The sequence below is a fragment of the Paenibacillus sp. SC116 genome (assembly GCF_024733555.1).
Lineage (GTDB): Bacteria > Bacillota > Bacilli > Paenibacillales > Paenibacillaceae > Paenibacillus_B.
Window position 1 is genome coordinate 321,609 of sequence record NZ_JANIOF010000005.1, and the last position, 14,880, is coordinate 336,488.

General features: G+C 41.7%; 12 protein-coding genes. 1 reads left to right on the forward strand and 11 read right to left on the reverse strand.

What is annotated here, in order from left to right; translation table 11 throughout:
• Positions 1-20: 20 nt before the first annotated feature.
• From NQ117_RS19735 to NQ117_RS19765, 7 genes are all read right to left on the reverse strand, one after another.
• Positions 21-998, reverse strand: a complete 978-nt coding sequence (locus NQ117_RS19735) for a Gfo/Idh/MocA family protein (RefSeq protein WP_258279729.1) — start codon at positions 996-998, stop codon at positions 21-23.
• 178 nt (positions 999-1,176) lie between these two features.
• A complete protein-coding gene (locus NQ117_RS19740; RefSeq protein ID WP_258279730.1) occupies positions 1,177-2,148 on the reverse strand; it encodes an ABC transporter ATP-binding protein in 972 nt (323 codons plus the stop codon).
• A complete protein-coding gene (locus tag NQ117_RS19745; RefSeq protein WP_258279731.1) occupies positions 2,145-3,128 on the reverse strand; it encodes an ABC transporter ATP-binding protein in 984 nt (327 codons plus the stop codon). The genes NQ117_RS19740 and NQ117_RS19745 overlap by 4 nt, the downstream gene beginning before the upstream one ends.
• A 9-nt stretch (positions 3,129-3,137) precedes the next feature.
• Positions 3,138-3,998, reverse strand: coding sequence for an oligopeptide ABC transporter permease (gene opp4C, locus NQ117_RS19750; RefSeq protein ID WP_258279794.1), 861 nt, complete (start codon positions 3,996-3,998; stop codon positions 3,138-3,140).
• Between the two features lie 84 nt (positions 3,999-4,082).
• On the reverse strand, positions 4,083-5,039 hold the full coding sequence (locus tag NQ117_RS19755) for an ABC transporter permease (RefSeq protein ID WP_258279732.1): 957 nt from the start codon (positions 5,037-5,039) through the stop codon (positions 4,083-4,085).
• A gap of 83 nt (positions 5,040-5,122) precedes the next feature.
• Complete coding sequence (locus tag NQ117_RS19760) at positions 5,123-6,865, reverse strand: ABC transporter substrate-binding protein (protein WP_258279733.1); 1,743 nt, start codon at positions 6,863-6,865, stop codon at positions 5,123-5,125.
• Positions 6,866-7,356: 491 nt separating this feature from the next.
• Complete coding sequence (locus NQ117_RS19765; protein ID WP_258279734.1) at positions 7,357-8,727, reverse strand: polysaccharide deacetylase family protein; 1,371 nt, start codon at positions 8,725-8,727, stop codon at positions 7,357-7,359.
• Between the two features lie 188 nt (positions 8,728-8,915).
• Here NQ117_RS19765 and NQ117_RS19770 point away from each other — a divergent pair, with 188 nt between their 5' ends.
• Entirely contained in the window at positions 8,916-10,097 is a 1,182-nt protein-coding gene (locus NQ117_RS19770) for an AI-2E family transporter (protein WP_258279735.1), read from the forward strand.
• A gap of 97 nt (positions 10,098-10,194) precedes the next feature.
• On the opposite strand, the gene NQ117_RS19775 is transcribed toward NQ117_RS19770, so the two are convergent.
• The 4 genes from NQ117_RS19775 to NQ117_RS19790 form a co-directional block, all read right to left on the reverse strand.
• On the reverse strand, positions 10,195-10,713 hold the full coding sequence (locus NQ117_RS19775) for a hypothetical protein (protein WP_258279736.1): 519 nt from the start codon (positions 10,711-10,713) through the stop codon (positions 10,195-10,197).
• Between the two features lie 106 nt (positions 10,714-10,819).
• A complete protein-coding gene (locus tag NQ117_RS19780) occupies positions 10,820-12,208 on the reverse strand; it encodes an FtsW/RodA/SpoVE family cell cycle protein (RefSeq protein ID WP_258279737.1) in 1,389 nt (462 codons plus the stop codon).
• A complete protein-coding gene (locus NQ117_RS19785) occupies positions 12,205-12,537 on the reverse strand; it encodes a PadR family transcriptional regulator (protein WP_258279738.1) in 333 nt (110 codons plus the stop codon). Before NQ117_RS19785 ends, NQ117_RS19780 begins: the two co-directional genes overlap by 4 nt.
• A 302-nt stretch (positions 12,538-12,839) precedes the next feature.
• Positions 12,840-14,696: a peptidoglycan D,D-transpeptidase FtsI family protein gene (locus tag NQ117_RS19790; RefSeq protein ID WP_258279739.1), complete on the reverse strand. Its 1,857-nt coding sequence runs from the start codon at positions 14,694-14,696 to the stop codon at positions 12,840-12,842.
• Positions 14,697-14,880: the final 184 nt, after the last annotated feature.

The following is a 14,880-nucleotide window of genomic DNA, read 5'->3' on the forward strand; positions in this document are numbered from 1 at the left end:
TTTTTTATTGTTCTTCAGCGTTATTGAATATGAATCACATTTCTTGTTCTTGCCGACTCGTTCGCTGCTTCCATCATTCGGCTTAGATCAATCGCCAATGTCATATTGTCGCCTTCTTGCTTAGTACCTAGAATACGATAGATCCATTCATCGAACATCGAGCCGGTCGGTTCAAGCAAATCTAGTTGCTTAGATGTACCATCCGCACCACGCAGCATTAGCTTTCCTACGTTATTTTCCATTGTATAAACTAAGCTCGCCTCTGTGCCATGGATTTCAATCGTATACGGTGAACCACCTGTAACGAAACCAGTCTCTGCTATACCGATAACACCGTTATCATAGTGCAGCAGTGCTGCTGCATGATCCTCCACTTCCCGATCAGTAACATATCCATAAGCAGCGGAAACGCTCTGCGGTATTCCTACCAATAGTCGGATAAGATACATCGGATGGCAGCCAAGATCAATCATCGCCCCGCCACCACATTCCTTCATGCTGTAAAAGTGCTCAGGCAGCCAACCTGCTATCGCCCCATTATGAGCCAGGCGGACACGAATCGTGGTAAGCCTTCCAACCACACCCGATTTCACAAAATGTTCCAACGTTATCCCTTCAGACTCGTATCGACGCTTAAGCGCAACTGTTAAAATAACATTGTGAAACCGAGCTTGATGTGCCAGCTCAGCAGCACCCGAACCGCTAGTGGAAAGCACTTTCTCCGTAAATACATGCTTCTTCGCTTGAATAGCGCGTTTAATAATATCATCATGCTTCACCGTAGGAGCTGTTACGACCACTGCATCAATATCACCACGAGCAAGCAGTTCATCAAGGGATCGAATGAAAGGCACACCATATCGCTCAGCATACACAGCACCGCGTTCTGCATTCTCATCCCATATCGCTGCTATTTCTGTCTCAGGATGATTGCGAAATGCCTCTGTATATTCCTCTGCGTGCACATGCCAATAACTTAGTACTGCGACTCTGATCATCTATTGTTCCTCCTTAAGTAAAATAAAAAAAGCTTTCCTACAAGTAATAGTCTACTTAATAGGAAAGCCTTCACACAATAACTATAATTACAGCTATCATTTACATATATTCACACCACAATTGCTTACATCATTAAACCAATTGCGTTCGCGTAATCAAATATTCACGCAGTGTGATTTAGTTAGCTACAAGATGACATGCTACGAAATGTCCGCTGCCTACATCTTGGAACTTCGGAATTTCAGATTTACATTTCTCCACCGCATACGGACAACGTGTATGGAACTTACAGCCACTTGGCGGGTTCGCCGGGCTCGGAATATCGCCCTGTAGCACGATACGCTCTGACTTGCGTGTCGGATCCGGAACAGGAATCGCAGACATCAACGCTTGCGTGTAAGGATGCAATGGACGTTTGAACAATTCCTCACGCGGTGCCAATTCCACCATGGAACCCAAGTACATTACGCCAACACGGTTGCACAAATGTTCTACAACAGACAAGTCGTGAGAAATGAACAAGTATGTCAAATTCTTTTGTTCCTGCAAGTCACTAAGCAAGTTAATGATTTGCGCTTGAATGGATACGTCCAATGCTGATACTGGCTCATCCGCAACGATAAATTGAGGGTTCAACGCTAACGCACGTGCGATACCAATACGTTGACGTTGACCACCCGAGAACTCATGCGGATAACGATCAATATGGTACGGTGCCAAGCCGCAAAGAGTCAAAATTTCCTTTACATAATCACGCACATCATTTTTTGACATAATCGCGTGATCAACGAGCGCCTCACCGATTGCTTCGCCTACCTTAATACGCGGGTTCAAAGAACTGTACGGATCTTGAAATACAAGCTGCATTTCTGGACGAAGCTTACGCAGCTCAGCCTTCTTCAATGCATGAATATCTGTGCCGTTGAATAAAACTTGACCTTCTGTTTTCTCCAACAAGCGTAGAATGGTACGTCCAGTCGTAGATTTACCACAGCCGGATTCACCTACTAGACCAAGTGCTTCACCTTTGTTTAACGTAAAGGACACATCGTCAACTGCGCGTACATGCCCTACTGTTTTGCCGAAAATACCGCCTTGGATAGGGAAGTATTTCTTCAAATTGTTTACTTCCAACAATGGTGTTGTCATGAAACTTCCCCTCCCTTTTCATACAACCAGCAAGCTGCTTTATGCTTATTCTCATATGTTGTCAAGACAGGCTGCTTATCCACACACACGGACATGCAATGCTCACAACGATCGTTAAAGTAACAGTTATTGCCCAATTCAACAGGGTTCGGTACCTGTCCTGGAATCGTATACAGGCGATCTTGACGCTGATTAAGAATCGGCTTCGCACGCATCAATCCTTGCGTATATGGATGCTTCGGATTCGCAAACAATTCACGAACAGGTGCTTCCTCGATAACTTTACCTGCATACATAACAACGACATGGTCAGCCATCTCAGCTACGACACCCAAATCATGCGTAATCATCATAATAGCTGTATTAAACTCGCTCTTAATATTACGCATTAAGTCAAGAATTTGCGCTTGAATTGTAACATCCAACGCTGTTGTCGGCTCATCAGCGATAAGAAGCTTCGGATCACAGCTTAACGCAATTGCGATCATAATACGTTGACGCATACCACCGGATAGCTCATGTGGATATGAATCAAAGATTTTCGCAGCACGTGGAATACCAACCAACTCGATCAATTCAATTGCACGCTTTTTTGCATCTCTGCGAGTCATACCTTTATGAAGCAACAACGGCTCTGTAATCTGATCCCCAATTGTTAGTACTGGGTTCAATGACGTCATCGGTTCTTGGAAAATCATTGCGATTTCGTTACCACGAATATGACGCATTTCACGTTCTTTCAAAGTCAACAAATCTTGACCTTTATATAAAATTTGCCCGCCTTCTGTTTTGCCAGGTGGTGAAACGAGACGCATGAGAGACATTGCCGTAACACTTTTGCCACAGCCTGATTCCCCTACGACACACAACGTTTCTCCTTCTTTAATAGAAAAGCTTACGTCATTAACCGCTTTGACTACACCTGAACTAGTATAGAAGTTGGTCCGCAAATTACGGAATTCAATTAAATTATTTGCCATAACGTTCCCCTACCTCTTCGATTTCGGATCAAGTGCATCACGCAAGCCATCGCCCATAATATTAATAGAGACAACGGTAATAAAAATACATACGCCTGGCGGAATCCATAACCAAGGACGCTTTTGGAACTCAATCATCGAGTTCGCAGCAGAAATCATATTCCCCCAAGACGGAGTCGGTGGAACAACACCAAGTCCCAAGAAGCTTAGTACAGACTCCATCAGAATGCCACCAGCTACTGCCAATGTACCAACTACGATAATAATTGGCACTGTATTCGGCAATAAATGACGGAAAATTTTTCGACGGTCACGCAATCCAAGCACTTCTGCTGCTTGCATAAACTCTTGTTCACGCAGCATCAAAATTTGACCACGAACTAAACGTGCCAAGCTTGGCCAACTTAAAAATCCGATAAGAAACATAACGAGATAAATACGATTAGCCGGGTCCATCTTTAACTCAGACAGCGCCGCTCCTAAAATAATAAGAACAGGCAGCGATGGTATAGACATAATAATGTCTGCCAATCTCATAATAACCGTATCGACCCATCCGCGATAATAGCCTGAAACAGCCCCTAATGTACTACCGATTGCTACCGTTACCAACATTGCAACGATACCGACCATTAAGGAGGTTTGACCAGCTACCATGACGCGCAGCATAACGTCACGTCCTACCTTATCTGTACCTAGCCAATGGTCTACACTTGGCGCTTTATTGGCATTACGAATATTCATCGCATCATCCATAGAATATGGCGAGAATATCGGGCCAATAAAACAAAATAGGAACATTAATACTAGAACAATTAAACCTGCCATCGCAAATTTATTTTTTCTCATTTCACGAAGTGCCAATCTCATTGGAGAAGCTGGCTTCTTAGTAGGTGGCTTCGCATTCACCGAGTTGGAATGAACGATTGCTTCTGACACTAGCAATTCCCCTTTCTATTTCATACGAACACGTGGATCTACAACACGATACAATAAATCCGCGACAACGTTTCCAATAATAGTCAAGAAAGCAATGAAGAACGTATATCCTAGCATTAAGAAATAGTCACGGGCAGTAATAGCATCCAAGAAAACGCCCCCGATACCAGGCCAGTTAAATATACTCTCTGTAATCATAGCTCCTGCGAAGAGAGACGGGATCTCAAATCCTAGTAACGTAATTGCCGGAATCATCGCATTGCGCAATGCATGCTTAAATATAACTGTACGTTCCTTCAAGCCTTTAGCACGCGCTGTACGAATGAAGTCCTGCTTAATAACATCTAGCATACTAGTACGGAAGTAACGAGTTAATCCACCAACGTTCAATGCTGTGAGAACGATTACAGGCAAGATCATATGCTCAAGTACATCCCACACATGAGCCCATCCTTCATAATTAGCACCTGTTGTAGTCATGCCTCCAATCGGGAAAATACGCATATCTACCGCGAACAATTTAATTGCTAGAAGTCCGAGGAAGAAAGAAGGCAATGACATAACCGCAAATACTATAAATGTAATTACTCCATCGAAGAAAGAATGCTGACGTACCGCAGAGAACACACCTACTATTATGGCTATTATCCAGCTTAACACCATAACAGCACCTGCAATGAGCACAGAGTTCCATACATAACGATCAATAATTGTAGTTACAGGCTGTTTGTGTTGAATAGAATATCCAAGATCTCCCTTCACTGCACCCTGTACCCATTTTATATATTTAATATGAACCGGATCGTTCAATCCGTACATTTCTTTCAATTCTGTGGCACGCTCTTTCGATATAGTTGGGTTCGAATCTACAAAGTTACCTGGTATGAGATGAAAGATAAGAACCAATACGATCGATACCCCAATCAAAGTCGGGATCGTCTGCAAGAGGCGCCGAATGACCTGTGTTGTCATAAAATTTTCCTCCTAGCTTCTAATAAACCTAAATGCTCAGCCAAAAAATCGGCTGAGCATCGGGCATACTGCACTGTGCTACATTATTGAATTTGGATCGCTGCTGCATCCGCAGTAAAGTCTTTGTACGGAGAAGTATCGAACCCTTGGATACGAGAGTTCGTTGTCAGCGTATCACGACGTTGGTACAAGAAGATTTGCGCTACTTCTTCATTCGTAATTTGATAAATTTCTTTGTAGTAGGCTTTGCGTTTCTCAAGATCGAACTCACTATTCGCTTGCTTGAACAACTCGTCTACACGTGCGTTTGAGAAGAAGTATTTATTTTGGTTTCCGCCTGTACGGAACGTTCCTTGTGCTATTTGAGGATTTGGTGTCAAAGCAGATGCTAAGAATACCATCTCGAAGTTGCCTTTTTCGACCTTATCCAACAATGCATTGAAGTCCATTTGATCTGGAATGAACTCAATACCAAGCTGTGCGTAATTTTCTTTTGCGATTGGAATCAACACTTCATTAACTGTATTCGGTGTAGAAGCTGTAAATGTAATTGTGAACTTCTTACCATCCTTCTCACGAATACCGTCAGCGCCAACTTTCCAGCCTGCTTCATCAAGCAACGCTTTTGCTTTTTCAATATCGTATTCGTATTTATTCACTTCATCCGTATAAGCCCAAGATACTTTGGACTGAGGTATGTTAATGACATCTGCAAGACCTTGGTATACACCATCAACGACATCTTGACGGTTCAAACCGTATACCAATGCTTGGCGTACACGCTTATCACTGAACTTCTCATCTTTGTGGTTCAAGCCGATAAATCCGTATCCATTCGTTGGGTTCAGCATCAAGTCAGCGAAGCCAAACTCTTGGATAGCTTGAACGTTGTCAAGCGTTGCAGAGATGAATGTATCACCATCTGTTTCACCTGTTTGAACCAATTGCATGTTTGTTTCTTCTGTTGTAGCTTTATAGATCAAGTTAGGTACTTTCGGCGCTCCCAAGAAGTAATTCGGGTTTGCTTTAAATACAACTTCTTGCTTCGGAACAAATTTCTCTAATGTATATGGACCAGAACCGACTGGATTCAAGAACGTGTCCTTCATCTTGCTCAAGTCACCTGGCTTGTATGCAGATTCATATACGTGCTTAGGCAAAATTCCAGTTCCACCGAATACGTCTAGAGACAATACAGATGGAGTCTCCAACGTAATTTCAACTGTTTTCGGATCAACTGCTTTCAATCCAGATATGGATTGTGCTTTGCCTTCTTTATAGTCTTTTGCACCTACGACTGGCGCGTAAGCAAATGCATCACTCGGGCCATCATAAGATTTGTCATACAGCAATGTTAATGTAAATACAACATCATCAGCTGTAACTGGCTTGCCATCGCTGAATTTTGCGTCTTTCAACGTAAATGTAATTGTTTTGTTGTCATCAGATACTTTATAGTCGCCAAGATGCGGTGCATAGGAACCGTCTTTTTGAATTTCCAATAATGTAGTGAATAGAAGATCGTTAACCCAAACATCATAACTAGATTCTTGGAATGCTGGGTGGAATACACCAGATGGTGCAGGCACGCCCAAAATGACTGTATCTTTACGAGCTGCTGCTGTTGCAGGCGCTTTGCTAGGATCCGTTGCTTTGATCAAACCTTCTGTTACTAGCTCGCCTTCAGCTGGCTTTTCACCTTCAGCAGGTGTCTCTACTTTTGTACCTGGGTCAGCTGGTTTTGCAGCATCTCCGCCGCCGCAAGCAGAAAGGATTAAAGAAAATGCCATTACTGCGCTAAGCAAGATTAATAGTTTCTTTTTCATGACCTTATCCCCCTAATCAATCTAAATAATAAATAATCATCTAATTGCATATCTATAACCTTCTAGAATTATAGAATCTGCCGTTTTCTGCCTTTCCCACTAAGGTATCGAACATCGGTCAAATCCCCTCGTAACCCTAGTTCCATAAGCAGGAAACGAATATTTTTCATAATACTACTTGATAATTAGGCTTTTGTAAATCCCTATGTAAGCTTTATTTTGCAATTCTAGCACCACTTTTTGATAACATTTTTTTATCGATCATACAGCCCCCCATTGTTAAAAATATGTAATGTTATTAATGAAAGTAAATCAAATGGACAAATGTCCATTATGGGAGGACAGTGATATTGTCATGTCCTCTTTGAAAGTGCATTTTTTCGTTTGCGAAAAGTTTGCATACTTTTTGCATAATCTATTTACACAAAAAAACCTTGGTTTCTAAATGCTAGAAACCCAAGGTTTAATGATAGAAATAATATCCTATTTTACTAAGTAGCACTAGGCGCTTTCTTCACCGCGTGCTCTGGACTAAGCAGCGTTTGCTCCTGCTTATTCGCTTCATATACATATGATTTCCCATATCTTGAAAGTAGCGTGTGACGTGACATAATGATCAACTTTGGAACAAGTTGCTCCGTATGGTTACGGACCCGATTACTCCCAGAAGGATGAATAATACGCATAATAAGTCTCAAATAATACTTGCTTGCCCACGCGAAGATACTTTTCGGTAAATCCTTTACCATAAACCCAAACTGCTCTGGGCCTCTATTAATCATACTGACCCCATAGAGCGCTTTGAACTCTGCATTCACCTCTGGGTGGGATTGAACGTAATCTGCCAACTCCGGTAGCGTGCGCTCTACATCTCGTATCATGTGAATCGCAATTTGCATCATATTGCGTGAACGCGTTCCGATCTCATACAATCTACGATTGTCAAAATGAATCTCCAACACTTTATCATCTTGTTTCAGAACAGTTCCATCATCCATCGTTACTGGCTCTCCATGATAAGGACGCATTCTAAAGTGGAAAATGGGCTGCTCTGGATTGGTTGTCTTCATACCGAACAGAATGTGGAACACTTGCTCATAGCCAAGCCATGCCTTCACGACCATACGCTTTAGCCAGGATGGATTCCGCACTTTATCAGCATCTGTAGCACGAATCAATTCATCTACGCGTACACAGCGCAAATCTTTCTGCTTCGCATCCTGAAGGAATCGTTCCAACGCAATCAGCATATTTGCTGGCGCATCCGCGTCAGCTCCAAGTGTTAAGCCGCAATCATGCAGCAAAAGAACTTCTCCGCCGCGACAACTTTTGGACATACGCTTGTATAGACGCTCTGCTCCAACTTTCTTGCGCCAATCATTGAACATAGCCGACCAAAGTATAATTTGGATGTGTCCTAAATTGTTGAAATCAAATAAATTTACAATGCCCCAAGGAGGACGATAATAGATGGGGCGTTTGCCTGTTATCGAATCGATAATGTTAGATGTCTTTTCTATATGCTGCCTTACTGTTTTGGGACGCATAAACCAGTTTGTCTTATGAACATAATTGTGAATGCCTATGAGGTGACCTTCATCATGCATGCGTTTTAACAGCTCTGGGCATTTCTCTGCTTGTATGCCTAGAACGAAAAAAGTAGCCTTAGCATTATATGTTTTCAATAAATCAAGAAGTTGGGCTGTATATTCAGGGTGAGGCCCATCATCGAACGTTAGAGCAAGATCTCTCTCTGATTTCCCTTTCTTGAACACTCTAAATCCAAAAAGACGACTGATGACACCTGGTATAAATGCGTAAAACGTTAGTATATAAAAAGACCACAATAATATGACTTCCATATTCGTGCTTCCCCGTTTCTACATGTCATTATGGCTTCCATTCATTGTATCATATTGGCTAAAAAAATAGGCAGATGATTTCATTTTCGTGTAGAATGATAAAGTAGAATGATTAGCAGTAAGCCTGTGTTAATTGGGATTGTTAGCAACATTTTAACCAAGCAGTAGGGAGGAGAATAAATCCAGCCATGTTGGCATTTTATCGTAAATATTGGAAGACTGTTTTTGACATTGCCTTAGTTGTTTTAACTGTCTATTTAATTATGTTTGCATTCAGCCGTTTATACGCAATTGCGGCACCCATATTTTTAGCACTTATCATTTTCTGGATTATTGAGCCGCTTGCTCGTAGATTATCACGAAGAGGCCTGCCCAAATCCATCGCTTCCGCTTTGTCTGTTATGCTGTTTGTACTCGTTATTCTTGGTTCGCTTATTGGAGCAGGAATCATTTTCACACAGCAAGTTGGGGATATCGTCAGTTCCATTCCTGCTCATCAGGAGGAATTAGTCAAACAAATTGGTGGAATTTCATCATTTTTACAAGACAAGTATAAAGATTTGCCTGATGACATTACAGCAAAAATGAATACGTATTTCCAAGACTTCGCTTCCAAAGTAGCAAAATGGATGACAAGCTTCCTAAACTGGCTTGTAACCCACGTCGCTTCATTCTCTACCTTTGTGATGAACTTTGGAATCGCCGTCGTTCTTGCATACTTCCTAAGTACAGAAATTGAGTCTTGGAGAAAAATTACGCAGGAAAAAACACCAAGAACATTCAAAAATGCTTTCGTGTTCCTAAAAGAAAATGTATTTCGTGGTATTGGAGCTTACCTTAAGGCGCAGCTCAAACTTATTTCGATTACATTTACACTCGTTTTCATTTCATTAACGTTACTCGATGTAGGGCATGCATTCACAATTGCATTGCTATCCGCATTATTTGATATTTTGCCATTGCTAGGTGTACCTGTCATCTTCGTACCTTGGATTATTTATATGTTCATTGTCGGAAATACGACAATGGCAATATGGCTGACTGTAGTACTCGCTGTCACTATGGCTACACGCCAATTTCTTGAACCGAAGATTACAGGAAATACACTTGGTGTGTCTGCTTTCACGATGCTGTCGTTCATGATTGTATCCTTATCCTTGTTCGGTGTTGCTGGACTTATTTTGGCGCCAATTTTACTCATCTTACTCAAAGCTTTATACGATCAAGGGTATTTCCAACGATGGATTCGTATGCCTGTCGATGAGTTTGACTCCAATCCTCTCGTACCGAACGGTACACCTGTAACTGAGTCAAGTAAACCAAGCCAAGCAAGTTCAGCGGCAGATGAGCATGCAAAGCCAAATGAATAAGAGTAAGCCTGATAATAAAAAGAACCGCACATAAGAGCGGTTCAGAATGTTGAACCCTTGTATTTTTTAAATACAGGGGTTCTTTCGTTTTATACAATTATAGGGATTTGGCAGCTGCCATGACTTCTGTAAGCGTCCCTGCTGTATGAATCATTTCATTATTTTTGATAAAACTATGCTTAATGACCGCATCATCAATGACCTTCTCGAACTGTCCTCCTAAGGAATCAGACTTAGGATTCAAAAAGATCGTGTATTCCTCAACAAGAACTTTGTTGTTCGGCTTAAAAGTTATAAATACATCTTCCTCATCTTTTCTCGATCCTATCGGATAGATGTAATCAAACCCTGATTTAAATGTATAGTTGTAATCACCATTATGAATCATTGCTGTTACGTCTTTCGGAACGTAGAAATGCACCCTTTTGATTACCCCATCGTTAATAACGTTTATGTTATTTTTAAAAAGTGCTTTACCCACAATAGGTTTCTCTGCCCATTCGAATGACCCAAGCGGCTTACTTTGACTACCTTTCACATTCATAATGCTAAATACAATGATAGCAATTACTATTATAATAAGTGCTGCTGTTGATAATTTTACTTTTCTAGTCATACTATATGTTCGCTCCTTAACAATTCCATACAAGTTCATACATAGCGGAATCATCATATTCGATCGAGTGCTATGACCTGTGACTTCTGTTAAATCAATCAACGATTTATTTTTCAATCGGCCTTGACAGCTGAGAATGACTATACATATCTTTTCTCCGATATACACTTAGCATAAGCCCGACTACAGCAAAATCAAAGACAACCGTTAAATAGCTCCAATTCATTAGTGGCAACGTATCTGCAAATGGATAGATGTTCAGACATAATAATATATTAGCTATAAAGTCCACGCTTAATACTGTAATTAATCCAGTAACTAACCCTCTAGCATATCCATCCTTAAGTAACGTCCCCATCCGCAATACTCTTTTAATAAACAAAATGGCACATATAATTACAATTACACCAAATACCCAGCCCAGGCTGTGAATTGTAAAGGATAATTGGAACTCACTACTACGAGGATACATATCTATGCTCCTCTTAGTTAATCCGAAACCCTGTCCCCACATCCCAGCCGATTCAAGTAATTTCATAGAAAAATTACTGACGGTACCTGGACCTTGATTTAAACCGTATACAAAATAATCTCGATATTGCTCTAAAATACTGTTTATTGCTATCCAATGGGAACCTTTTGCTGTACCACCAATCAACATAATCAAGCCCATTAATAGAGCACCAGATCCGCTGAACAATAAAAGTAATTTCCTTCGTCCCGCTAATAACAATAAAACAACTAGTCCTACACAGTAACCAAAGAAGGAGTCCACCCCCGGGTAAAACGAGTAGACTAAAATAGGCAATAACGCACATACTATCACATTATAATCTACAAAACGGCTTTCCATTTCTCCACGTTGCTGGTCTTGCCTATGTAATTGCAGTATCCCAGCAAAAGAAATAAGGAATAAAAACGGCGATAAATCATTCAGTTGAGCGTAAACCATGTAGAAAAAGTCCCATTGAGACGAACTCATGTCATCTTGAAGGAAGTAAACCGCATATATACCAAATATTTGGGTAACGACCAATACCGCAAGAGTTATAAGGTATAACGGCCAAGAGAACCGAAGCAGCTTACGATAATCGAAAAAGTATAACGCGATCATCACAGAAATGCCTATGAAGCCATATATTAAGCCTTGTTTAATAGAGAAATTTACAGCTAGATTTAGTAGTATAATCAGTGCAATACCTACCATACCTGCCACTAACGCGATAACGCTCCATTCCGGCTTAGGTTTATGTGCAATATGTAGTCCTCTTCCTACTTCCTCGGGATTTCCCATCTGCTTAAGAACGTAGGATACCGTTTCATCTAGAGTCATATTATTAAGATAACTACATTCATCTGCTAACTCTTGTATATGACACAACAATTCATTTCGTATATCCTCATGTACATCTTTTGCCTTGACTTGACCACAAACACACTCCAAATATTGAACGATGAGAGGATGTTCAACAAAACCCTTTATGCCGGCACTCATAAACTGCCCTCCCCAATTACCCGGTCAACCGTCGAGCGGAACAATAGCCATTCCTGTTTTTTATCGACGAGTTGTAAGCTTCCTTCTTCTGTTAGCCTGTAGTACTTACGCTTGCGTCCGCCTTCTTCATTCCAATAGGACTCGACTAGTCGATCGACCTCAAGCGTATGTAAGATAGGATACAATGTACCTTCCTTGAAGGTGAATATTCCCTCTGAACGCAGCTCGATCTCCTTCGTCATTTCATACCCATACATGTCCTTTCGGTTAAGTAGAGTCAGTATAAGAATAACCGTGCTGCCTTTCATTAACTCCTTCTTAATTTTCATCCTATATCCCTCCATATGCATCGAGTTACTATACATCGATAATCTATACATCGAGTTTCTATGTATTAATATAAGCTACAATTCCATTTTAAGCAAGTCATTTATAGATACCAGTATATGTATACAACTTTCTACACAATTCTACATTACCTCTCTCGACCTTCCAGATGATGTCTCATTTCAAGCATCGCTTCTCTTTGCTAAAAGACAGTCGTTGTAGTCTTATTCAACACTCTCATACTAGGGATGACATTCATACTGCGCACCATCTCAAAAAGGCGTCTCCCTTAACGGGGACGCCTTTACTTCTGATCTACCGACTCATAAGCAGCCAGCAAATCCATCACTTCACCAAATACGGAAGTCGCAATGTGTGGTTGTGAGGCTTTACTGATTTCATTTTCGGACACAACCGCTACCGAATATCGAGGTTTATAAATCGGGCCGTAACCAACAAACCAGCTATGCAGTTTATTCGTACCGTAAGCCTCGCTTTGAGCTGTACCACTTTTCCCTGCCAGTTTCCACGATCGATTGCGCAACTGCTGACCTGTTCCTTCTTCAACGGTTCCTCTCATCCATTGCTGCAACAACCTCGTCGTTCTAGGCAGCAACATTTGCTCACCTTTAGCTTCGGCCTTAAATTCCATTAATGTGTGTCCTCTGGCATCTGTTGCTTTGGCAACAAGACGAGGATGACCTGTTCGACCATGCTGAAGCAGGGTAACGATTGCATTCGCTGCAGCCAGAGGAGTAACTCTCACATCGCGTTGACCAATTGCACTTTGCGCCCGTACACCACCATCTATAGTTCCAGTACGCTGATCATCACCAGCAGTATAACTGAACACACGCCCCTCCTGCTCCTGCGGAGCATGCGCAAGCGCTTTATGGCCTAACCCATCGGAGGATATTAAGCCAGCCTTGCCTGTAAAGCCAAGCTTGTCAGCATATTGCTGAATTTGTACAGCGCTAAGCCGTTCTCCTAATTGAGCAAAAACAACATTGCATGATTGTTCGAAAGCTTGCTCTAGTGTCAATTCACCGTGCCCTTCTTTATGCCAACAAGATAAACCATACCGCCCATATTCTCCTGTACATAAAAAAGTCTCTCTTGGCGATGTCTTTCCCGTTTCTATTGCTGCAGCGGCGGTAACAAGCTTAAAAACCGAACCTGGCGGAAGCGCAGTTACCGCCTGATTGTTCCAATCCGTATGCTCTGGTTCAATATGCTGTGGATCGTATCGCGGCAAAGAGACCATCGCTACAATATCACGTGTCTGCACATCCAATACAACGACAGCACCACGATGAACTCCTTGTTCACGCATAATCCCATCGATTGCGGTATGAAGCTTCATATCAGCCGTCGTATGCAGCATTAGCGGATAATAAGGGTTATGCGGACGGCTCAACCGAACGTCAAGCCCTTTCAATGGGGTTTGCAAAGCATCCGTATAGTGTAAATAGGTGTGCGCACCAATGCTTTTCAATAACGGTTGAAATGACTGCTCCAAACCAGCTGCCCCTGTTCTCATCGTTGTACCATTATTTGCTGACTTTACATGCTCATCCGAAGCCAGCAGGCTCGTGTAACCGATCCAATGCGGAGTCGCCGTTCGATACGGATAAGGCTGCGCATAAGGAAGAATTCGAACACCACTCCATTTTTGCAGCTGTACATCTTTTATTTGTGACAAACTCAACAATAATGGCGTTTCTATCTTCTTGGATTCAGTGCCTGCCTTTTCCGTTTTACTAACACTAGCAATAAACGGCTCTTTTGCCTGTGTCCATTGTTCAACAAGCTCTTCTTCCTTCATGTTCAACCAAGCGGATATGGTTCGGATTGCTTTACGATCAAGTGATTGACGATTAACAGGAAAGAGCACTAGCACATCTTCATGTTTCCCCGTTAACACCCGACCTTTGCTGTCTACAATTCGACCACGACCATCATCAAGTATGATGCCTTTTTCCCGTTGAATGATGGAACGACTCACAACAGACCGATCACGGCTATCCATCTTTCCCCCGATTAGTTGGAGATAGGCTAATCGTACCCCGTACAACAACAAGATACAGCTAAGTACCAGTCCCGTGATTTGAATACGGCTCCATCTTTCCCTGTGCAACTGATTTTCTGTATGTTTGCTCATACGACCATCCGATCCATTTTCTCCATCCTTATAACGTAGGTTAAATAATACCAAGTCATTCCCATTATTCAATCAAGCTACTACTGGCTTATTTATTCACTAGTAACTAGTATTTCTTAGTAAAATGCTTCTCAAACAATCCTACCTCACTCATATTGCCTATTTTCGATCCTACACGGCGCTC

Bases quoted from the DNA above. Each gene is read 5' to 3' on its own strand.
- NQ117_RS19775 (WP_258279736.1), bottom strand. From the start codon at position 10,713: ATGACTAGAAAAGTAAAATTATCAACAGCAGCACTTATTATAATAGTA.
- NQ117_RS19735 (WP_258279729.1), bottom strand. From the start codon at position 998: ATGATCAGAGTCGCAGTACTAAGTTATTGGCATGTGCACGCAGAGGAA.
- NQ117_RS19765 (WP_258279734.1), bottom strand. From the start codon at position 8,727: ATGGAAGTCATATTATTGTGGTCTTTTTATATACTAACGTTTTACGCA.
- NQ117_RS19785 (WP_258279738.1), bottom strand. From the start codon at position 12,537: ATGAAAATTAAGAAGGAGTTAATGAAAGGCAGCACGGTTATTCTTATA.
- NQ117_RS19740 (WP_258279730.1), bottom strand. From the start codon at position 2,148: ATGACAACACCATTGTTGGAAGTAAACAATTTGAAGAAATACTTCCCT.
- opp4C (WP_258279794.1), bottom strand. From the start codon at position 3,998: ATGAGATTGGCACTTCGTGAAATGAGAAAAAATAAATTTGCGATGGCA.
- NQ117_RS19770 (WP_258279735.1), top strand. From the start codon at position 8,916: ATGTTGGCATTTTATCGTAAATATTGGAAGACTGTTTTTGACATTGCC.
- NQ117_RS19745 (WP_258279731.1), bottom strand. From the start codon at position 3,128: ATGGCAAATAATTTAATTGAATTCCGTAATTTGCGGACCAACTTCTAT.
- NQ117_RS19780 (WP_258279737.1), bottom strand. From the start codon at position 12,208: ATGAGTGCCGGCATAAAGGGTTTTGTTGAACATCCTCTCATCGTTCAA.
- NQ117_RS19760 (WP_258279733.1), bottom strand. From the start codon at position 6,865: ATGAAAAAGAAACTATTAATCTTGCTTAGCGCAGTAATGGCATTTTCT.
- NQ117_RS19790 (WP_258279739.1), bottom strand. From the start codon at position 14,696: ATGAGCAAACATACAGAAAATCAGTTGCACAGGGAAAGATGGAGCCGT.
- NQ117_RS19755 (WP_258279732.1), bottom strand. From the start codon at position 5,039: ATGACAACACAGGTCATTCGGCGCCTCTTGCAGACGATCCCGACTTTG.